General features: G+C 72.3%; 12 protein-coding genes. 2 read left to right on the plus strand and 10 right to left on the minus strand.

Annotated features, from left to right (window positions below; all coding sequences use genetic code 11):
• Positions 1 to 195 precede the first annotated feature (195 nt).
• The 10 genes from ACWCXB_RS09805 to ACWCXB_RS09850 all read right to left on the minus strand — a co-directional run bounded on the left by ACWCXB_RS09805 (position 196) and on the right by ACWCXB_RS09850 (position 19,849).
• Positions 196 to 1,707 (minus strand): glutamate synthase subunit beta, encoded by a 1,512-nt coding sequence (locus tag ACWCXB_RS09805; RefSeq protein WP_450720895.1) that lies wholly within the window; start codon positions 1,705 to 1,707, stop codon positions 196 to 198.
• 215 nt (positions 1,708 to 1,922) lie between these two features.
• Complete coding sequence (locus ACWCXB_RS09810) at positions 1,923 to 4,724, minus strand: non-ribosomal peptide synthetase (protein ID WP_450720897.1); 2,802 nt, start codon at positions 4,722 to 4,724, stop codon at positions 1,923 to 1,925.
• A gap of 59 nt (positions 4,725 to 4,783) precedes the next feature.
• Complete coding sequence (locus tag ACWCXB_RS09815; RefSeq protein ID WP_450720899.1) at positions 4,784 to 5,608, minus strand: SDR family oxidoreductase; 825 nt, start codon at positions 5,606 to 5,608, stop codon at positions 4,784 to 4,786.
• A gap of 14 nt (positions 5,609 to 5,622) precedes the next feature.
• The gene (locus tag ACWCXB_RS09820) at positions 5,623 to 6,399 is read right to left on the minus strand and encodes a thioesterase II family protein (RefSeq protein ID WP_450720901.1); all 777 of its coding nucleotides are present in this window, start codon (positions 6,397 to 6,399) and stop codon (positions 5,623 to 5,625) included.
• Between the two features lies 1 nt (position 6,400).
• Positions 6,401 to 7,681: a cytochrome P450 family protein gene (locus ACWCXB_RS09825; protein WP_450720903.1), complete on the minus strand. Its 1,281-nt coding sequence runs from the start codon at positions 7,679 to 7,681 to the stop codon at positions 6,401 to 6,403.
• Positions 7,678 to 9,051 (minus strand): MFS transporter, encoded by a 1,374-nt coding sequence (locus tag ACWCXB_RS09830; protein WP_450720905.1) that lies wholly within the window; start codon positions 9,049 to 9,051, stop codon positions 7,678 to 7,680. Before ACWCXB_RS09830 ends, ACWCXB_RS09825 begins: the two co-directional genes overlap by 4 nt.
• 2 nt (positions 9,052 to 9,053) lie before the next feature.
• Entirely contained in the window at positions 9,054 to 13,409 is a 4,356-nt protein-coding gene (locus ACWCXB_RS09835) for a beta-ketoacyl synthase N-terminal-like domain-containing protein (RefSeq protein WP_450720907.1), read from the minus strand.
• 1 nt (position 13,410) lies between these two features.
• Positions 13,411 to 14,640 (minus strand): cytochrome P450, encoded by a 1,230-nt coding sequence (locus ACWCXB_RS09840; protein ID WP_450720909.1) that lies wholly within the window; start codon positions 14,638 to 14,640, stop codon positions 13,411 to 13,413.
• Entirely contained in the window at positions 14,637 to 18,152 is a 3,516-nt protein-coding gene (locus ACWCXB_RS09845) for a non-ribosomal peptide synthetase (protein ID WP_450720911.1), read from the minus strand. Before ACWCXB_RS09845 ends, ACWCXB_RS09840 begins: the two co-directional genes overlap by 4 nt.
• Complete coding sequence (locus ACWCXB_RS09850; RefSeq protein ID WP_450720913.1) at positions 18,152 to 19,849, minus strand: condensation domain-containing protein; 1,698 nt, start codon at positions 19,847 to 19,849, stop codon at positions 18,152 to 18,154. The genes ACWCXB_RS09845 and ACWCXB_RS09850 overlap by 1 nt, the downstream gene beginning before the upstream one ends.
• A gap of 437 nt (positions 19,850 to 20,286) precedes the next feature.
• On the opposite strand from ACWCXB_RS09850, the gene ACWCXB_RS09855 reads away from it, so the two are divergent.
• Positions 20,287 to 21,546, plus strand: coding sequence for a cytochrome P450 (locus tag ACWCXB_RS09855; RefSeq protein WP_450720955.1), 1,260 nt, complete (start codon positions 20,287 to 20,289; stop codon positions 21,544 to 21,546).
• Between the two features lie 8 nt (positions 21,547 to 21,554).
• Positions 21,555 to 22,328, plus strand: a complete 774-nt coding sequence (locus tag ACWCXB_RS09860; protein WP_450720915.1) for a thioesterase II family protein — start codon at positions 21,555 to 21,557, stop codon at positions 22,326 to 22,328.
• Positions 22,329 to 22,331: the final 3 nt, after the last annotated feature.

Genomic DNA, 22,331 nt, shown 5'->3' on the forward strand with positions numbered 1-22,331 from the left:
GACGCCGATGGCACGGGTCGGCCGACCCCCGGCCGCCCGGTGCCGTATCAGGTGGCGCCTGCCCCGCCGTTGGGGGAGCGGTCGCGCTCGTTCGTCCGGCGCCTCCGTCACCGCCGGCCCAGGAACATCCCCGGGTCCATCTGGACCTGGCGCGGGGGACGAGGCCGCCCAGGCTGTCGCTGAGTGCCCGGCGTGTCATGCCGCGAGGGGCCGGTCCGTAGGTGTGACGGGAGCCGGCAGCACGGTGGAGCCGGTCAGATAGCGGTCCGTGGCCGCCGCGGCGGCCCTGCCCTCCGCGATGGCCCACACCACCAGGGACTGACCGCGTCCCGCATCGCCCGCGACGAAAACGCCGTCGGTCCTGGTGCGGGCCGTTCGTGGTGGTTGCTGTGACCCTTCCGCCGCGAAGGCCCCGTCCCGCGCGAAGTTTCCCCGGCCGTCCAGCGTGAGTCCGAGCTGCTCCATCAGTCCGCTGCCCCGCTCGGGGCCCGAGAAGCCGAGGGCGATCAGGACCAGCTCCGCCGGGATCACCCGCTCGGTGCCCGGCAGTGGCTGCCTGGCCGCGGGCTCCACCTCCGTCAGGAGCAGCGCGCGCACTCGGCCGGCCTGGTCCCCTTCGAAACGGAGGGTGGCCGAGGAGAAGAGCCTGGGATCCGTGCCCTCCCGACCCCGGGCCTCTGCATGGGCATGGGAGATGCGGTAGACCTTCGGATGCGTGATGGGCCAGGGCTGGGTCTCCGGCCGGTCGTCGCCTGGCTCCGGGTTGATGTCCAGCTGTACCACCGAGGTCGCACCCTGGCGCAGGGCGGTGCCCAGACAGTCCGAGGCGGTGTCCCCGCCGCCGACGATCACCACGTGCTTGCCCTCGGCGGTCACGGGCGGCGCGAGGTAGTCGCCCTCCACCACCCGGTTGGCGAAGGTCAGATAGTCCATGGCCTGATGGATCCCGGCCAGCTCCCGCCCCGGGACGGGCAGCTCCCGCCGCTCCATGGCGCCCACGGCGACGACCATCGCGTCGTAACGCCTCCTGAGCTCGGCGGCATCGAGGTCACCGCCGACGTCCACACCGGTACGGAACTTCGTGCCCTCCGCTCGCATCTGCTCGATGCGGCGGTCCAGGTACTGCTTCTCCATCTTGAACTCGGGGATGCCGTAGCGCAGCAGTCCGCCGATGCGGTCGGCCCGCTCGTAGACGGCGACGGTGTGGCCGGTACGGGTGAGCTGCTGCGCCGCTGCCAGCCCCGCGGGCCCGGAGCCGATGACGGCCACGGTCTTTCCGCTGAGCCGCGCGGGCGGTTGCGGCGGCGCGTACCCGCGCTCCCAGGCCTCGTCGGCGATCGTCTGCTCGACGTTCTTGATCGTCACCGGATCGGCGTTGATGGCCAGCACGCAGGCGTCCTCGCACGGCGCCGGGCACAGCCGACCGGTGAACTCCGGGAAGTTGTTCGTCGCGTGCAGCCGCTCGGCCGCGGCCCGCCAGTCGCCGTGCGCGGCGTACACGTTCCACTCCGGGATGAGATTCCCCAGCGGGCAGCCGCTGTGGCAGAACGGTATGCCGCAGTCCATGCAGCGCCCCGCCTGCTCGGACACGAGAGGCAGCAGCGCCTGCCCGGCGTAGACCTCGTGCCAGTCGTTCAGTCGCTCCTCGACAGGGCGCGCCGGAACGGGCCGACGGGGGATCCTGAGGAAGCCGTACGGATTGGTCATGCGCCGCCTCCATCACCCATTCGCGGTGCATTAGGGCGTTCTGAACAGCGTACGCCTGCTTTATGCCGCTTTCACCGGCCGTCTATGGGTCAGAGCCGTGGCAAGCGGCACCGGGCGGTGACCGCTCGCCACGACAAGCCCGCCGTCCGACACGAGGCGACCACCTTGCGCGGCCGCGGCACCATCTCGGAATCGTGCCCTGGAGGCGGAGGCCGTCAGCCTTCAGTCAGGGCGCGGATCGTCGGGGTGCGGTAGAGGTCGCGCAGGGGGAGGGAGGGAAGGCCGCGGGCACGGAGGGCGGCGCTGATGCGGACCGCGAAGAGGGAGTTGCCGCCCAGTTCGAAGAAGTCGTCGTCCGGGCCGACGGGGGTGCCCAGGACGGTTGTCCAGATCTCCAGCAGGGCCTCGGTGAGGCCGGCGGCCCGGTCGCCGGCGCCGGCCGGGCCGGCGCCGGTCGGCGGGGGAGCCGAGGGGGAGGGGCGGGACGGGGCCGGGAGACGGGCGGCGTCGAGTTTGCCGTTCGTCGTCAGCGGGAGCGCCTCCAGGGCCGTGACCGTCGCGGGGACCATGTGCTCGGGCAAGATGCCCGCGGCGCGCTTGCGGATGCCCGGGGTGTCCGCGGCGACCGGGTCGCCGTGCGGTACGACGTAGGCGTCGAGGCGGGCGGCGGCGGGATCGGTGGGGTCGTCACGGCGGACCACGACCGCCGCCGCCCGCACGTCGGGGTCCTCGAGGAGGACGGAGCGGATCTCGTCGAGCTCGATGCGGAAGCCGCGGATCTTGACCTGGCTGTCGATCCGGCCGAGGTGTTCCAGCATCCCGTCCGGGCGCAGCCTGCCCAGGTCGCCGCTGCGGTACATCCGGCCGCCGGTGTGCGGGTCGGTCACGAAGCGCTGCGCGGTCAGTTCGGGCCGACCGAGGTAACCGACGGCCACCCCGGCGCCGCCGACGCAGATCTCGCCGGTCACCCCGGGGGGTACCAGGCGGCCGCGCGCGTCGGTCACGTACAGGTGCCAGCCGGGCAGGGCCGGGCCCACGGAGCGCGATCCGGCCAGGGCCAGATCGCGGGTCACGGTCTGGGCGGTGACATGCACGGTGGTCTCGGTGATGCCGAACATGTTCACCATCCGGCACGCCCCTTCGGGGTGCCGGTCGAACCAGGGCAGCAGCATCCGGCTGTCCAGCGGCTCGCCGCCGAACACCACGAGCCGGACGGCGAGCGCGCCGTGGTCGACCCGCAGCAGCTGCGAGAAGGCGGACGGGGTCTGGCTGAGGACCGTGACCTCTTCGGCGACCAGCAGATCGCGGAACTCGTCGGGGTCGCGCGAGACGAAGTACGGCACGACCACGAGACGTCCACCCGTCAGCAGGCAGCCCCAGATCTCCCACACCGAGAAGTCGAAGGCCCCGGAGTGGAACAGCGTCCACACGTCGGACGTGCCCAGCCGGTACTCGTCGCGCGTTGCCTCGATGAGCGAGACGACGTTGCGGTGGGGCACGACCACACCCTTGGGGCGCCCCGTGGAGCCCGAGGTGTAGATGACGTACGCCGGATCTGCGGGCCTCGTCGTCGCCGGAGCCGCCGGAGCCGCCGGAGCCTCATGGGCCGTCCGGGCCGCCGCCAGCAGCTCGTCCGGGGTCACGGTGGCGGTGTCCTCGCCGCCCGGGAACTCCGCGAGCCGGGTGACGACCACGCCCAGCCCGGAGTCCTTCGCCGTGTAGGCCAGGCGGTCCGCGGGATAGGCCGGATCGGCCGGTACGTACGCGGCGCCCGCCTTGAGCACGCCGAGCATGGTGACGACCAGTTCCGCGGTCCGCTCCAGGCAGACGCCCACGCGGTCGCCGTCCCGCACCCCGTGGGCCCGCAGCCCGGCCGCCAGGCGGGTTGACCGGTCGTCCAGTTCGCGATAGGTGAGCCGTACGCCGACGTCGCACACCGCCACGGCGTCGGGCGTCGCCGACATGGCCCGCCGGAACGCCTCGGGCAGCGTCATCTCCTCGGCCGCGGGGGCCGTGACGGCCCCGGTGCCCCCGGCGTCCCCGAGGGCCGCGTGCGGCTGTCCGAGCCGTGCCACCCTGGCCTGCTCGGCGGCGTCCAGCAGCTCCGCGTCGCCGACCGGCGTCTGCGGTGCGCGCACCAACTGTCCGTACACATGGGCCAGATGACGTGTGAACTGCTCGACGACCTCGGGCGAGAAGTGGCTGCGCCGGTACGAGCACCACAGGCGCGAGCCACCGCCGGGCAGCGGCGCGACGGCGACCGTCAGCGGGAACAGCGGTGCGAGGAAGGGCAGATACTCGTCGCCGAGCGGCGAGGCGTCGGCCTCGGCCTCCGCACTCGCGTCGTCGATCAGACAGGCCGTGACGTGACACGCGACCCGGGCCGGCGCCGCCTCCCGCAGCGCCCCGAGGGTGCCGGCCCGCTCCACCGCGAACTCCAGCGCCCCGGCGCGGTCGGTCGCGACGACCGCGGTGCCCGTAGAGCCATGGCCGTCGTAGCGGCTCAGGGTGAGGGCGAGCGCGGCCAGCCGCCCGGCGGTGTCGCCGATGCCGCCGCCGTCCGCCAGGTCGAGGTGGTGAGTGCCGTGGCCGGCGGAGCCCGGCTCCCCGAGGCCCCAGTCCGGCGCGGGCCCCTCCGCGGGCTGCTGTCCGGAGGAACGGCCCGCCGCGGGCGCCGGGCACGCCTCGGCCGGCCGCGTCCCCCTCAGTACGCCGGTCAGGAGCCGCAGTCCCGACCGGTCCAGCCGCGCCCGGTCCGCCACGACCACCAGGTCCGCCGCGCCGTCCGCGTACCGCAGCAGGACACACCGTACGTCCGCCGCCGGCCGGTTCAGCTCGGCCTCGCGGCGGCGGGCGGCGAGCGGCTCCGCCGCCCCGGCCGGTACCTCGTCCACCCACAGCCGCCAAGGCCCGGCGGCGGCCAGCCGGGCTCCGAGCACCTCCACGGATACCGCGGGCACCCCCGGCCCCGGACCGGTCAGCCGGACGCGGACCGCATGGCACTGTGCACCCAGCACGGGTGTCCTCCCCTGTCTGATCACCGGGGTCGCCCCCTGGACAACACGTCAGCGGTCTCTCAGCGGGCGGTGAATCCGCCGTCGACGGTCAACACCGAGCCGGTGACCTGCCGGGACTCGTCCGAGACCAGGTACACCACGGCGGAGGCGACGTCCTCCGGCTCGATCAGCGCGTTCATCGGCTGCGCCTCGACGAACGTCTGCTCGTGCTCGCTCACCGGTACGTCGAGGGCCCGGGCGATCTCGGCGAGCATCCGGCCCTCCGCCGTCGAGTCGTCGCGTACCGACCCGGGGCAGACGGCGTTGACCCGGACCTTGGTGGGGGCGTAGTCGAGTGCGGCCGCCTTCGTCAGCCCGACCAGGCCGTGCTTGGCCGCGACGTAACCGGCGAAGTGCCGGTATCCGACCAGCCCCGCGGTGGAGGCGACGTTGACGATGCTGCCCGAACGGCGGGCGCTCATCGCCTTCCCGACCGTACGGATCACCCGCCAGGCACCGGACAGGTCGACGTCGATCATCAGCGACCACTCGTCCTCGCCGATCTCGTGCGCCGGCTTTCCCGAAGGGGCCGCGATTCCCGCGTTGTTGACGACGGCGTCGATCCGGCCGAACCGGTCCTCGGCGAGCGCGATCGCCGACTCGACCGAACGCAGATCCCGTACGTCACAGGCGGCCGTCAGCACCGCGGCACCCGCCTTGCGGCAGAGCGTCGCGGTGTGCTCCAACTGGCCTGCCGTACCGAGCGGATACGGCACACCGGGCAGGTCGCCGCAGAGATCGAGCAGCGCCAGGTCGGCGCCCTCGCCGGCGCACGCCACCGCGATGGCGCGGCCGAGGCCGCGGGCCGCCCCCGTGACGACGACGGCCTTTCCGTTCAGACGCATGACGTGCTCACTCCTCAACGGGCATGCAGGTCACCGGAGATGACCTCCAGCAGCGCCTGGGCGGACTCGGTGAGATACATGTGGCCGCCGGGCAGTTCGACGGACCGGAAGCCCGCCCCGGCGACCTTCGACCAGGCGGCGGCCTCGTCGCGGGTGACGAGCAGGTCGTCGGCGCCGCGCAGCGAGGTGAGAGGAGCGGGCAGCGGCAGGTCCGTGCCCGGCACATAGGTCTCGTGCATCTCGACGTCCGCCCGCAGCGTCGGGAGGATGAGCTCACGCATCTCGGGGTCCTCGAGCGCCTCGTGCGTGTAGCCCGCGAACTCGTTGACGCGCGCGAGGAATGCGTCGTCCGGCAGGCCGGTGGCGCGGCGCGCCCGCTGCTCGGCGGGCTGCGGGGAACCGCTGACGAAGAGCCGGACCAGCTCGATGCCCGGCCCGATGCCCGGCTCGATGCCTGGCCCGATGCCTGGCCCGATGCCCAGCCCGGTCTCCGGCTCGGCGACCAGGCGGTGCGCCAGCTCGTAGGCGAGTACGGCGCCGAGGCTGTGGCCGAACAGGGCGACCCGGTGCGGCTCCGCGGAATCACCGAGCACCTCGCGGAGATCGGCCAGCAGGCCGTCGACGGCGAGGTGCGCGTCGCGGTACGGATCCTCGTCGATCCGCCGCTCCCGGCCCGGGAGCTGGAGCGGCAGGACGGTCAGCGCGTCGCCGGCGATCCGCTGCCACGGACGGAAGAAGGAGGCGCCCGCGCCCGCGAAGGGAAGGCAGACCAGGGTGAGAGGGGTGGTCATCTCAGTGCTCCCCTCCGTCGGCCGCCAGCCGGGCGTCGTAGCGCACCGGCAGCTTCTTCAGGCCGCGGCTGGTGGAGTTGTCGAAAACCCACTCGAGCTCGTCGTGCGGGACCGTCAGGGCCAGGCCTGGCAGCCTGCGCAGCAGGGTGGGGAAGGCCACCTGCCCCTCGACGCGGGACAGCGGGGCGCCCACGCAGAAGTGCGCGCCCTGGCCGAAGGCGAGATGCCGGTTGCCGGTGCGGGTGATGTCGAGCCGGTCGGGGTCCTCGAAGGCCTCCGGGTCGCGATTGGCCGAGTCCATCAGGATGTGCACGAACCCCTCCCGGGGAATGGGGCAGCCCGCCAGCTCCATGTCCTCGGTGGCGACCCGGAGCGTCCCGCGGTAGACCGGCGGCTCGAAGCGCAGGAACTCCTCGACGGCCGACTCGGCCAGCTCCGGCCTCGAGCGCAGCAGTTCGAGCTGGTCGGGGTGGGCGAACAGGGCCTGCATCCCGTTGCCGATGAGGTTCGCCGTGGTCTTGTGTCCCGCGATGATCAGCAGGACCAGGGTGGAGACGAGCTCGTCGTTGGTGAAGACGTCCTCCTCGTCGGCGGCCCGTAGCAGGATGCTGACCAGGTCGTCGCCGAGGCCCTCGGCGCGGCGCCGGTCGAGCAGGCCGACGAGATAGCGTTCGATGCTGTCGCTCGCGACCTTCAGCTTGCGGTTCGACTCCTCGTCCGCGAACGGGGCGCCGCTGAGCCAGTGGCCCCAGGCATGCAGGTCGGGCCGGTCCTCGATCGGGACCCCGAGGAACTCGCAGATGACGCGCATCGGCAGGGTGAACGCGAACTCCATCAGGTCGACCTCGCCCGACTCGGGGAAGGCGTCGATGAGTTCGTCGGTGATCTCCTGGATGCGCGGCCGCAGCAGCGCCATACGGCGCGGGACGAACGCCCGGCTGACCAGCCTGCGCAGCCGGGTGTGCTCCGGCGGATCCGCGGTGATCATGTTGCGTATGAGGACCGGGCTGCTGTCCTCGAGGAGGGCCCGGAACCAGGCCGGCGCGTTCTCGACCTGCTTGGACAGGCGGGGGTCGCTGAACCCCTTGAGCGCGGTCTCGTAGTCGGCGACGACGTACGCGTCCCCGCCCGGCGGGTAGTTGATGGCATGGACCGGGCAGCCGGACGCCCGCAGCTTCGCGTTCGCGGCGTGTGTGGCGCCCGCCTCGGGAGCGGTGAAGAACTCCGGCGGCAGCCGGTCGGCGCCGGTCGTGACCTGAGCGCCCGATGTCTCGGCGGTCATCGCGTCTCCTTGTCGGTCTGGTCCGTGGCGGGGGCCGCCGTGGTGTCGGCGTACTCCTCCGGCGGGGCGAGCTTGCGGATGAGGGGGCTGAGAGTGGGCAGCGCGGCCACGCCCGAGGCGATGGCCATCGCGGTGAACACCCACGTGGGCCCGGCGAGGTCGAAGATGGCGCCGATCGCGAACACACCGACCGGGGCGGCGATCATGGACATGAACATCACCGCGCCGAGTACGCGGCCCTGCACCTTGTCCGGGGCCATGGCGGCCAGATAGGCGAGGAACAGCGCGCTGGTGATCGGCCCGCGCAGGAACACGCAGGCGACGATGATGCCCAGGGGGACGAGGCCCGAGACGTTCGCCAGCAGGACGGCGGCGACCGGTCCGATCCAGGCGGCCGTCAGGAAGAGCACCGGAGGGCTCACCCGCTTGATGACCGGGCCCGCCAGCAGCGAGCCGACGAGTCCGCCGACACCGGCGATCGACAGCAGCATGCCGATGAACGTCGAGGAGGCGCCCCGGCTCTCGGCGGTGGCGATCAGCGCGAGGAAGACCCCGGAGTGGGTGAACGCCATGTTCGACCCCATGATCCAGATGATCAGGAGCCGCAGCACCGGCTGCCGGGCGAGGAAGCGGAATCCCTCCGCCGCATTCCGCTTCTCTCCCGGTGCCGCGTTCTCCACCTTGAGGGGCTTGCGGATGAACAGCAGCAGGACCGTCGAGATCAGGAATCCGATCGCCGAGCTCAGGAACGGGAACGCACGGGCGACCGCGAACAGCGCGCCGCCGACGGGCGGGCCGCCCATGGTCGCCGCGAAGTACCGCACCTGGTTCTGCGCCGTTGCCTGTGTGAGCTGCGACGGTGGCACCAGCTGCTTGATGACCGCGAGGCCCGTCGGGTTGGAGATGCCCAGGCACACCGCCGAACCGATCGCGATGCCGAAGATGACGAACGCGTTGACGTTCTCCGTGAAGATGAGGAGCGAGAACAGCCCGAGCAGGACGACGCGGACCACGTTGCAGACGATGAGCAGCATCCGCCGGTCGACCCGGTCGGCGAGGGTGCCGCCGGGGATCGACAGCAGACTCGCCGTGACCAGTTGCGCCGAACCGACTGCGCCGGCGTAGAAGGCGGAGCCGGTGGTGGCCAGGATCAGCAGGGGATAGGCGACCTCCGCGGTCTCCTTGGCGATCGCCGCGAACGCCTCACTGGTCCACAGCGCCTGGAAGTTCCAGTTGCGCAGCAGCGGCTTCTCCACGGCGGCGGCGGTGCCGGGGTCCCCGGCCGCGTCCGCAGGTGTCGCCGTCGCAGTCGCCGTCGTCACCGGTCCCGGTCCGGGTGCGGTGTCCGTGCCCGGCGGCTTGTCAGCCATCGTCATTCCTCTCCCTGCCCGGCCGTGGAGTCGGCCGGAAGTACGTCGAGCAGCTTCAACGCCAGATCTCCGGCGTACGGGCGCGTGAGCATGGACCAGTGGTCGCCGCCGACCGGCTCGACCCGGATCCCGCCCCAGTACAGGCCGGACAGCCGCTCGCGCAGCCGGCCGGCCTCCGCCCGCCCGCTCGACGCCTTGAACAGCACCGCAGGGCAGGGAACGGGCCGCGGCCGATAGCGCAGCAGGGTCGCCTGGTTGGCGATGAACTGCCTCCGCAGCGCCGGGCTGCGCCGGACCTGCCGGGCGAGCGGGCCGACCCCGAGCGCCGCCTCGGCCTGGGCCCGCACACTGGCGCGCAGGAACGCGGGGGCGCAGGCCATCGGAAGTCCCCCCGTGTCCGGGACGAAGCCGTCCAGGCATACGAGCAGGTCCACCCGCTCGCCGCGCCGCGAGAGCCGGCGCACCATCTCGTGGGCGACGACGGCGCCGAAGGACCACCCGCCGATCGTGTAAGGGCCCTCGGGCTGGGCACGGAGCAGCGCGGTGACATGGTCGGCCGCGATGGCCTCGATGGTGCGCGGCCGCGAGTGTGAGCGCGGGTGCCCGGTGTCCTCCAGGCCGAGAACCGGCCGGTCTCCTGCGAGTCCCAGCAGATCGGCCAGGGTCCGGTAGGCGAGTGCGTTCCCGGTCGCATCGGAGACCAGGAACAGCGGCCGGTCCGAACCGCCTTCGCTGAGGGTGGCGACGCCCGGGACCGCGGACATCGCGCCGCCGCCGAACGGCCCCTGAGGGTTCGCCGGGTGCGAACCGTTCGACGGTTCCGACCCGTCCGACGGCGCGGGCAGCTGCCGCTCGACCGCTTCGACCAGCTCGCCGAACGAGGGCGCCCGCGAGAAGTCCGTGACGGACAGCACGCACCCCGTACGCTCCCGGACCCGCGTCGTCAACGAGACGGCCATGAGCGACTCACCGCCCAGCGCGAAGAAGTTGTCGTCGTCCAGCGCCACCGGGACACCGAGGGTGCGGCACCACAACTCCTCCAGCACGGGCCGCACCCCGTCGCCGCGTACAGCCGCCGCCTCGCGGGACGGTGCGGGGGTACGGGACGTACGTGCGGGCGTACGGGATTCAGGTGCGGACACCGCCGGTACGCGGGGTTCCGGCCTACGGGCCGGGCCGGGCTCGTGCCCGGCCTCCGGGTCCTCGCCGAGGAACGGGTGGCCCGGGAGGGAGCAGCGCAGCGGCCGCTCGTCGGGGGCTCCGTGCAGCGTGCCGAGCACGTCGTCGAGCGCGCGGTCGACGCCGCGCTCCCACAAGGTGGCCAGCGCCGCCAGCAGCCCGGCATCGGCCGGGTCCTCGGGCCGGGACGTCAGCCGGACCGCGGTGTACGCGATGTCCCAGCCGGCGCTGCGGCGCAGGCCGCCGATCATCGAACTGCCGGGTCCCAGCTCGATGTACGTCGTGCAGCCCGAGTCGAGCAGGGTGCTCATCGCCGCAGCGAGGAGGACCGGCCGGCGCAGCTGCGCGGCCCAGTAGTCGGGTCCTGCCACCTCCTGCGGATCGGCCCAGTCCCCGGTCGTGTTGGAGACGAGCGGCTGCCGAGGCGGGCGGGCGGGCATCGACGAAATGGTCGCCCGCACCGCCTCGGCGGCCGGTTCCATGGCCTTCGAGTGGAAGGCGCGGCGGGTGTGGATCAGGGTGGTGGGGATGCCTGCGAGGGCTTCGCCCGCGAGCAGGTCCGTCACGGCGGCCTCGGGGCCGGACAGGACGACCGAGCCGGCGCCCTCGACGGCGATGGTGACCTTGCAGTCCACGGGCAGCCGGGATGCCACCTCCTCGGCGGAGGCGCCGATGCTCACCATCCGGCCGGGTTCGGTGTCCCACATCGCGCGGGCGCGCCGGCACACCAGGTCGGCGGCGGCTTCCGGGGCCCAGACCCCGGCGAGGGTGGCGGCCACGTACTCGCCGACGCTGTTCCCGAGCATCGCGGCGGGACGGACGTTCCATGCCTCCAACTGGCGCCCGAAGGCGTAGCCGAGGGCGAACAGCCCCAGCTGCTGGTGCACCGTGTCGGCGAACCAGTCCTCCGGTGGAGCCGGCGCGTCGGTGACCACGGGGGACAGTTCGATGTCGTGCGCGTCGCGCACGGCCTTGCGTATCTCGTCGAACGCCGCCCGGAAGGCGGGCAGCAGTTGGTACGCCGCGGCGCCCGCGCCGTGCCGCAGGGTGCCCTGCCCGGGGAAGAGAAAGGCGACCTTGCCGAGCTTCTTCGGCCGCGCGCCCGCGGTCGCGACTGCGCGCGCGTCTGCGCCCGCGCCCGGTCCGTCCGGCGCCTGCGCAGCCTGCGTGTTCTGGTTTTGTGTCTGCACCGGCTGGGGCGCGTTGTGTGTCGCGTCCTGGCCGGTCGACGTCCGCGTTTCCGGCGTATTGTGCGCATTGTGGGCGTTCTGGCTGTGGGCCTGCGTCGCCGTCGCATCCCGCGCCGCCGGCGGGCCGTCCGGCGCCTGCGTAGGCTGCGTGTTCTGGTTTTGTGTCTGCACCGGCTGGGGCGCGTTGTGTGTCGCGTCCTGGCCGGTCGACGTCCGCGTATCCGACGTGTCCTGGGCATTGTGCGCGTTCTGGCTGTGGGCCTGCGCTGGCTGTGGCGCCTGCGCCGCCTGTGGCGCGCCCTCCGACGCGCCCTCCGACGCGCCGGGCATCGCCTGCGCGTGCTGCGCTGAGGGTGTGCCTTGCGTCGCCGTCGCATCCCACGCCGCTGGCCAGCCTTGCACCGCCGTCGCACCCCGAACCGTCGGCGCGCCTACCCGCGCCGCTTCCGCCGATCCCGCCGTGGCCGACACGCCGCGCAGGAGCCGCACGGCCTCCGACGTGTCCGCGGCCACGAGCGCCCTGCGGTGCCGGTGCACGCGTCGCTCGGCCAGCGTGCGGGCCACCTCGGCAAGCGCCGGGGCGTCTTCGTCCGTAGCGGCCGGCTCCAGGCGGTCCGCGATCGCCGCGGCCAGCCGCCCCAGTGCTTCCGGCGTGGCCGCCGACAGCGTCAGCGGACGCGGCCCTGGTCGCGCCACCCGCGGCGCCCGGCTGGGCGCGCCCTGGAGCAGGACGTGGGCGTTGGTGCCGCCCACGCCGAAGGAGCTGACCGCTGCCAGCCGGGTTCCCCGATCGGGCCACGGCTCGACCGACGCGGCGATGCGGAAGGGTGAACTCTCCAGGTCGAGCAGCGGGTTGGGGCCGGTGAAGTGGGCGGTGGGCACGATCTGTCCGCGCTCCATCATCAGCGCGGTCTTGATCAGTCCGGCGACGCCGGACACGACTCCGGTGTGCCCGATGTTCCCCTTGACGGCGCCGAGCAGGCACCGCCCGGTCGCGGCGGAGGCGCCCCCGACGCCCCCGAAGGCGTCGGTCAGGGCCTGCACCTCGACCGGGTCGCCGAGCCGGGTGGCCGTGCCGTGCGCCTCGACGTAGTCGATGTCCGCCGGGTCGACACCGGCGATCCGCTGGGCGGCGCGGATCACCTCGCTCTGGCCGGCGATGGACGGCGCGGTGTAGGCCATCTTGTCCGAGCCGTCGTTGTTGACCGCCGTGCCCGTGATCACCGCGGCGATCCGGTCGCCGTCGTGCAGCGCGTCCGCGAGCCGCTTGAGCACCACCACGGCGACGCCTTCGCTGGGTACGGTGCCCGCCGCGTGCTCGTCGAAGGGCCGGCAGTGCCCGTCGGGGGACAGGATGCCGCCCGGCTCGAAGAGGTAGCCCCACTCTCCCCCGGGCATCACGGTGACACCGCCGGCCAGGGCCGCGTCGCACTCGCCCCCGACGAGGGCGCGCACCGCGAGATGGACGGCGGTCAGCGATGTCGAACAGGCCGTCTGGACGGTGAGCGCGGGCCCTCGCAGACCCAGCTTGTAGGCCACGCGGGTGGCGAGGAAGTCCTTCTCCTGGCCGATGTAGCGGGCGAGTTCGCCGAGCTCGTCGTCGCTGCGGAAGCCGACCCGGTCGGCACCCGCGTACACCCCGACCCGGCCGGGGAACCGGGTCGGATCGATGCCCGCGTCGTCGACGGCCGTCGACGCGCACTCGAGGAACACGCGCTGCTGCGGGTCCATCGCCGCGGCCTCCGCCCGGCTGTAGCGGAAGAAGGCCCGGTCGAACCGCCGGGAGCCCGCGATGACCCCCATGGCGGGAACGAAGTTCTCCCGCCCCACGTAGTCCGGGTCAACGCCCTGCGCCAGCAGCTCCTGCGGCGTGAAGCGGCTGATCCCGTCCACGCCGCCCACGAGCGCGTCCCAGTACCGGCCGACGTCCTCGGCGCCCGGCAGCCGGCAGGCCATGCCCACCACGGCCACAGCGTTGTCCACCGACACGTCACACCCCTCCGGTCAGGGACGACACGGTGTCTTTGGCCCCCAGGTCGACGTACAGATGGTCGAGGCCGACGTACGAGAGGTTGGGTCCCCACACCGCTGCGTCGGGGGCGAGCCGGGCGTTCGGGAACCGCTGCGCGAATCGGCGCAGCAGTAGGGCAGCTTCCAGCCGGGCGAGCGGCGCGCCGACGCAGTAGTGCGGCCCGTGGCCGAAGACCAGATGCTGCTCCGACCGTCCGGCCACGACACGTCCTGCAGTGTCGGCCCTGGTCACCGGACAGCCACCGGCGGCCGCCGGCTCACCGGGCCGGTCCGCGTCGGCGAGCAGCCCTTCGCCCGTGAGGCTGACGAGCACGAGGTCGCCCTCCTTCAGCTGCGCTCCGGCCACCTCCTGGTCGTACGCGACGACGCGCCCGAGATGCCGCAGCGGCGGCCGCCGTACGAGCACGGTCTCCACGAGCGCCTCCACCGCGCCAGGACGCTCCTCCCGGATCGCGTCCCACACGGCCTGGTCGCCCAGCGCGGTCAGCACGGTCGAGCCCAGCAGCGACGCCGTCGTCTCCAGCCCGCCGAAGAGGTTCATCGCCCAGGTCGCGTTCGTGCGCGCCCGGTCCTGCGGTGTGTCGCGCGGGAAGGCCGCGGGGGCGGAGGCCCGGGAGAGGGCCTGCGTCATCTCCGTCATGGCCCGGTGCGCGTCCCTGGCGTAGTCCTGCCGGTACATCGCGCCGATGAACAGGGACAGCGTCCGCGACCAGCGGTGCAGCACCGCCGGCTGCTCGTCGACGCCGACCACGTGGGCCATGACCTTGCCGGAGATCCCGTCCGCGACCGCCGGCACCACGTCGTGCGGCCTGGCCGCGGCGAGGTCGTCGAGGCACTCGTCGACGATCTCCTCGATGCGCGGGGCGAGGGAGCGGACGTACGAGGCGGACATCACCCGCTGCACGGGGCGCCGAAGCGCCGTGTGTTCGGGGGCGTCGGCCTGGACGAACCACAGCCGCAGGAACTCGGTGAGTTCGCGGTACTCCTCACGCGCCCCCTCCGTCATGTACAGCTGGAAGGAGCGCTCGAAGGTCCCGGAGGCGAAGCCGGGGTGGTTGAGGACCTGCCGGGCCAGCCGCGGATCCGCGACGACCCAGCAGTCCAGTCCCTCGTCCCATTCGGGAGCGTGCACACCGTCCGGGAGGGACAGTGGCGACGGCGACAGGGCGGGCGCCGGGGTGCGGTTCACCGGCCGGAGGCCTTCTCGACGAGTGCCCGCAGACCGTCCGGGGTCGGGGAGAGCAGGAAGTCGCGCAGCCGCACGGTCACTCCCAGCCGCTCCTTGACCTTGCGCATGAGCCGTACCGCGCCGAGTGAGTTGCCGCCCACCATGAAGAAGTCGGTGTCGGACGCGACCCCGGCTTCAGGTTCACCGCCCTCGATCACCGCGGTGAAGAGCTCCACGATCTGCTCGGTCAGGTCACGAACGGTCTCCTGCGCGGTCTCCTGCGCGGTCTTCTGCACGTCCTGCGCCGGGGCCGGGGCCGGGGCTGCTGCCCCCGCACCCGCGGATCCGGCAGCTGCCGCCCGGGCGGCCTGGGCGGCCGGCACGGCACGCGCGGCGAGGGCGCGCCGGTCGACCTTGCCGTTCGCCGTCACCGGCAGCCGGTCCACGACGGCCCACAAGGTGGGCACCATGTAGGCCGGGAGCCGCTCCTGGAGAAGGGCGCGCAGTCCGACGGCGTCGACCTGTGCACCGGCGGCCAGGACCACCGCCGCGACCAGCCGCTTCTCGGCGCTGTCGCCGTCCGTCACCGTCACGACGGCGTCCTGTACCTCCGGATGGCCGGTCAGCACATCGCTGATCGCGCTCAGTTCGACCCGGTAGCCCCGGAGTTTGACCTGGTCGTCGGCACGGCCGAGGAAGCGCAGCCGGCCGTCGCGGTCGATCCGTACGACGTCGCCCGTGCGGTAGAGCCGTGTGGGCACGTCGGGGGAGAAGGCTCCGAACGAGCGTGCCGTCTCATGCTTGTCGCCGAGATAGCCGTCCGCCAGGCCCGCACCGCCCGTGTACAGCTCGCCGACCGCGCCCGGCGGGACGAGCCTGCGGCGCGCGTCGAGCACGTAGACCCGGGTTCCCGGCACGGGCCGGCCGATCGGCAGCGGTCCGTCGACGTCCTCGGGCCGCGTCACCGAGTGGGTGGTGGTGAAGGTGGTGTTCTCCGTCGGCCCGTAGCCGTTGGTGATGACGAGCCCCGGGTGGCGGGCCAGGGCGCGCGCCGCGTGTTCGTGCGGCACGACGTCGCCGCCCGTCAGCAACTGGCGCATTCCGCCCAGCGAGTCGGGGGCGAACTCCTCGACCAGCCGGAACAGGCCCGCGGTGAGCCAGGCGACGGTGATCCGGCGCTCCCGCAGGAATGCGCCGAGCTCGGTCGGCGATGCCGGTCCGGCCGGATGCACCTCCAGGGTCGCTCCGGTCAGCAGTGCGCCCCACAGTTCCAGCGTCGAGGCGTCGAAGGCCAGTGGGGAGAGGCGCAGCATCCGCTCGCCCGGGCCGAGCCGTACGTAACCGGCGTCGTGACCCGCGTCGTGCACCAGGCGGATCACGGCCCGGTGCGGAACGCACACGCCCTTGGGCTCGCCGGTCGAGCCCGAGGTGAAGGCCACGTAGGCCAGTCGCGCGGGATCCTCCGGGGCGACGGGAGCATCGATCTCGTCGGTTCCGGCCGGCCACGACGGCTCCCAGGTCGCCACCGCGCCGACGCCCAGCTCCGCGACCCGCGTCGCGGCGGCCCCGGAGACCGGGCCGGCCAGCGCCGCGGTCGGCTCGGCCCGCGCCACGATCCTCGCCAGGTGGGTGTCCGGCTGGCTCAGGTCGATGCCGACGTACCCGGCACCCGCCCACTGCACACCGAGGACGGCGACGGCCTCGGCGACCGAGCGGTCCAGTCCGACCAGCACCCGGTCACCCGGCCCGACCCCGGCCTCGCGCAGCAGCCGCGCCTGCGCGGCGGCGGCCGCGGCCAGCTGCGCGTAGGTCAGTTCGGAGGTCTCGTCGCGTACGGCGACGGCGTCCGGCGTACGCGCGGCCGCGGCCCGGAACAGGGCCTCGAGGGACGTCTCCGGGAAGTCCCGGACCGTGTCGTTGATCTCGTCGAGGCGCGCCCGGCCCTCTGCGGACATGCAGCGCACATCCTCCAGCAGACCGGTCGTCCCGGACGCCAACTGCTCGACGGCGGCGCGGAATCCGGCGATGAACGCCCGGGCTTCCTCCTGCGTCCACACACTCGTCGCGTACTCCACGTGGCCCGCGAACGAGGGTTCGGCGTGCCCGACGAGCATCGTGAGGTCGAACTGCGCGCCGCCGCCGTGGCCTTCCTCGACCCGCAGCGTCGTGTCCCCGGCGGCCAGGCGCTGCGGCACGAGCTGGTCGTGCATGCCGAAGCAGACCTGGACGAGCGGATGGCAGCCGAGGCTGCGCTCCACCCTGAGACGGGCGACCAGCTCCTCGAAGGGCAGATCGCCGGCGTCGATGCTCAGGGCCAGGGAGGCGTGCACGGATCGGAGGTAGTCGTCGGCGCTCGCGTCGTCGTCGACATCGATGCGTACCGGCACCAGATTGCCGGAGACGGCGACCAGGCGTTCCAGCTCGGACGTTCCGCGCCCGAGCAACGGTACGCCGACGAGCAGCCGCCGCGTGCCCGTCCACCGGCTCAGCGCGAGGCCGAAGGCGCCGAGCAGGAAGGCGTACGGCGTGACGCCCAGCTCGCGGGCCCGTTCGGCCACCGCCGTGGTGGCCTCGGCGCCCAGGTCCAGCACGGTACGGTCACCGGCCGCGTCCTGGATCGCCGGGCGCTGCCGGTCCGCGGGCAGTTCGAGCACCGAGGGGACACCGTCGAGCTGCTTCCTCCAGAACTCGGTCTGGCTGTCCCAGGCGCCGAGCGCACGGCGGGAGTCCTGGTGGCGGGTCAGCGCCCGCAGCGGGACGGCGGGGCCGAAGCCGGGCTCGGATCCGCCGTCGACGAGGGCCCCGTATCGGGTGAACAGCTCCTGGAGGAGCAGGCCGACGGCCCAGCCGTCGAGCAGCATGTGGTGGGCGGCGAGGACGACCGCGTGGCGGCCCTGCGGGTGCGAGAAGTGCAGGAAGCGGTAGGCGGGTGCCGCAGACAGATCGAAGGGCTTGCGCCCCTGTTCGGTTCCCTCGCGGCGCACGTACTCCTCGAACCCGTCGGCGGGTCCGTCGTACGTGATTGCGGTGACCTCCGCCGCGTACGCCGGCAGGACCTCACGGACGACGTCGTCGTCGGTCTCCCGGAAGACGGTGCGCAGCCCCTCGTGACGCGCCACGGTCTCGGCCAGCGCCTTGGCGAGGATCCCGCGGTCCAGCTCACCGCCCTCGGCGAAGCAGCTGAACACCAGGTTGTAGGGGGAGCCGCCCGCCACGCGCTCGATGAGCCACATGCCGCGCTGGGCCGGCGAGAGGGCGTCCACGGTCCCGTCCGCCCCGTCTCCCGCCGAGTTACCGTCAGTTGCGGCAGGAGCGGCCTCCTCTGCCCGCGCCCCGGCGAGCACATCGTCGAGCGGCTCGCCGCCCAGCAGGTCCTTGATGGCGATGCGGAGTCCGAGCTGCTCCTGGACCAGAGCGGCGAGGCGCATGGCACGCAGCGAGTCACCACCGAGCGCGAGAAAGCTCTCCGTGGCGAAGGTCTCGGGATCCGTGCCCTCTCCCAGGACGGAGACCGCCAGTTGCCGGCGCCTCATCAGACGGCCTCTTCCCCGGCGCGCCGACGGTTGCGGGCAGCGTCGAGCATGCCGGCGCGGCCGGTGGCGGGGGCTGCGGAGCCCGGCTCCTCGGCGGGGCCCGCGAGGAGTTCGGCCTGGCCGCTCACCGTCGCCGAACGGAAAAGGTCGATGGTCCGCAGTGCCCGCCCCGACGCCTGGCTCAGCCGCTCCACGAGCATCACCAGCAGCAGGGAGTCGCCGCCCGACTCGAAGAAGCTGACATCGTCGTCGACCTCATCGGTCGCCAGGACCTCGCGCCAGATGGACCGTACGAGTTCGAGCCGCTCGGCGGGGTCGTCCAGGTTGATCGCGGAGACGGACTGTTCGAGCACGGGTTCCTCCGGAGAAGTGGCAAGGTCCGCGGCGCAGCGCCGCAGATCCGTCAGGAAGGCGGAGACGTCGGCGTGGTCGGTGACGTCCACCGGGTGGTCCAGGGAAAGTTCCAGCTGCGGCCCGTCGCCGTCGCCGTCGCCGTCGTCGTCGACGCGGACGAACATGGCGAGGTCGTACTTGATGTAGAGGGGGTCTAGCGGCCGGAGCCGTCCCGTGACACCGGGGGCGAGCTCGGGGGCGCGCGGCGCGTCGTCCAGGTTGATGAGCACGGGCGTCAGGGGCGGCCACAGCGCGTTGCGGTCGGGATTGAGCTCGGCCGCGACGGCGTCCAGCGGTACGTCGCTGTCCATGAACGCCTCCATGCTGCCGATCCGGGCGCCGCGCAGCAGTTCGCGCCAGGTGGTGCCGGGCTCGAGCGAGACGCGCAGCACCACCGTGGTGATGAACATGCCGATGACGTCGCCGGCATCGGGGTGGTCGCGGCCGGGCCAGGCGAAGGCGATGAGGAAGTCCCGCTGGGTGCTGCCGCGGGCCAGCGCCCCGGCCAGCAGCGCCACGCCCAGCATGAAGGTGGTGCAGCCTTCCTCGGCCGCCACCGCCTGAGCCTTGGCCGTCGTCTCGGCGTCGACCAGGGTGGCGGCGGTGGCCCCGAGAAGTGACCTTTCCTCCTGGGCCTGTTGGGAGTGCGGGCCGTGTTCGCCGCGCCGGGTGCGCTCGAACGGGAGCTGTACGTCGGTGGGGGCGCCGCGCAGCCGCGCGACGACCTCCTCGACCTGCGCGGCCATCTCCTCCTCGGAGCGGGAGGCGACGACCGATGCGGGGTGCGGCGGATTGCTCAGCTCCGGTTCCACACCGGCCAGGGCGGCACGGTAGACGGCGCAGATCTCCTCCAGCAGCATCGTGCGCGACAGGCCGTCGACGACGATGTGATGCGCGGTGAGGACAAGGAGCGTGCGCTCGGCACCGATCCGGATGACCTCGGCCCGTACGGGCGCCTCGCCGGCCAGGTCGAACGGTGTGCAGCACAGGGCCTGTACGAGCCGGTCGACCTCGTCCTCGGTCCAGCCTTCGGCCGCCGCGTCGAGGAACCCGGCATCGGCCGGCTCCCCGTGGGTGCTGTACTCGACCCGGCGGTGCACCGCGTCGAGCCGGAAGCGGGCCCGCAGCGACGGGTGCCTGCCGAGCGTCCGCCGGATCGCGGCCACGAGCAGCGCGTGATCCACCGGGCCGGTGAACTCGACGACCGACGGGACGAGTTGGGTCGGTCTCAGGAGTTCATCGTGATCCAGCACCCACAGCCCTTGCTGCATCCGGGTTGCCGGGTACCAAAGAGGCTCTTCCACTGATGAATCGGACAGCAAGAGAGAATCCCCCCGAAGACTCACTTGGACGATGGAGCCATGAAAATCAAAAGCCGATTGCTGCGAATACTTCGCGCCAGTGCAAAGAGAAGATGAAGAGCGTTTTGCGGCCGGACGTCGTCTCCGGCCAACGGCTGGATGAGGCTAGGTCGCCGTCGTTCGGCGTGTCAAGGGTGATCTTGTCCGGGGTAAACACACAGCCCGGATCTGCCAATTACCTATTTCGGCCACGTGGCTCAAAGCCTGCCGTCGGCCGAAAATCGATGTCCAAATCTTTGCGCGCGCTCGGATTCATCAGGCCGGAAAAGTAGTTGATTCCCGTTCCGACAACCGTCCTGTACGTTGTCCTGCGGCACGTCTGCGACCGAATTCACGAGGGTGGGCACCACCACTCGGACGAAAGGACCACGGCCTTGACGGTGCACGACGCCGCGATTTCCCGATGCCCCGTACATCCCGGAGCGACCGACCTCGTCGACCCCCTGCTCTACAGCGAGGGCGACGCGCACGCCGTGTGGCGGCGGATGCGGGACCTGGACTCGCTCACCCGTCAGGAGGTCGACGACACACGCGGGTTCTGGAACATCGTCGGATTCGACGACGCCGAACGCGTACTGCGCGACACCGCGACCTTCACCTCGGAACGCGGCACCATGCTCGACCTGCTGGGCACCGACGACCCGGCCGGCGGCAAGCAACTGGCCGTCACCGACCCGCCCCGTCACACCGAGATGCAGACCCGCCTCAAGAAAGCCCTCGCCGTCAAGGCCGTCGAGCGGCAGAAGGACATGATCCGGCCCCTGATCCTGGACCTGATCAGGCCGCTCGGCGACGGCGGAAGCTTCGACTTCGCCGAGGCGATGCTGGCGATGCCGATGTCGGTCACCGGAACGATGATGGGCCTGCCCCGGAACGACTGGCCCTGGCTCAGCCGCCTCACCACGATCTGCATCGCCGCCGACGACCCGGAGTACCAGGACCCGGGCGGCAAGGCCGCGACCCTGGAGAGGGCCCACCGCGAGCTGTTCGCCTACTTCCAGGACCTGGTCCGCTTCCGCCGCGACAACCTCGGCGACGACCTGCTGAGCGTCCTGATCTCCACCGAGTTCGAGGGCCGCCACATGGACCCCGGCGAGATCGTGGCGAACTGCTACAGCCTCCTGCTCGGCGCGAACGTCACCACCCCGCACTCGCCCAACTACGTCATGGCCGAATTCATCGACGCCGGAATACTGCAGGACTGGGCGGCCAACCCGGACGTCAACGTCACGGCCGTCGAGGAAGCACTCCGCTGGGCCTCCCCGGTCAACCACTTCCTGCGATACGCCACACGCGACGTCGAGGTCCGCGCCACCCTCGTACCCGCGGGCGACGCGGTGGTGGTCTGGCTCGGCTCCGCCAACCGCGACGAGGCCGTCTTCCCCGACGCCGAAACCTTCGACATCCGCCGCAAGCCCAACAAGCACGTGGCGTTCGGCATCGGCCCCCACTACTGCATCGGACACAGCGTCGCCCGCGTCACGCTGCGGATCCTCTTCGAGGAACTCCTCACCCGCTTCGAGGACTTCCAGCCGGCCGGCAAACCCGAACGCCTGCGTTCCAACTTCGTCTCCGGCTACAAGCACGTCCCCATCACCGCCCGGCCCCGCACCGCATCCGACACCCGACGGCCCCGGTGACGCACCCGATGCCCGCGACCCCACCACCCGACACACCGTGGCTGCGCCGCTTCCACCCCGCGGCCCCGGACGCCCCGCAGCTCTTCTGCTTCCCGCACGCCGGCGGCAACGCCTCGTACTACTTCCCCTTCTCGGCCCGCCTCGCGCCCCGGGTCGAGATGCAGGCCGTCCAGTACCCCGGCCGCCAGGAGCGCTTCAACGAACCCTGCATCGAGAGCATGACCGAGCTGGCCGACGCCATCGCCGCCGAGCTCGCCGACCGGATCCGCCGGCCCTGCGCCTTCTTCGGACACAGCATGGGCGCGTCCCTGGCCTTCGAAGTGGCCTGCCGACTGCGCACGAACGGATCCGAACCGTCGGCCCTGTTCGTCTCCGGCCGCCGCGCGCCCTGCATCCCCGCTCCCGGCTCGGTGCACCTCGCCACCGACGAGGAACTCATCGCCGACATGAAGCTGCTCGGCGGCACGGACTCACGCATGCTCGACAACCCGGAGCTGCTGGCCGCCGTCCTTCCGTCCGTACGCAGCGACTACGTCGCCACCGAGACGTACCGCTACCAGGGAGCCCCTCGTCTCGACTGCCCCATCACCGCGTTCATCGGGGACACCGACCCACGGGTGGACACCGCCCAGGCCGAGGCATGGGCCAACCACACCACGGACCGATTCCGTTTACGGGTCTTCAGCGGGGGACACTTCTTCCTCGTTCCGCATCTCGGCGCCATCGTGGAGAACATCACCACATCCCTTGCCGGCGACCGAGTAATGTTCACGCAGACGTAACTA

The sequence above is a fragment of the Streptomyces sp. NPDC001514 genome (genome assembly GCF_053597075.1).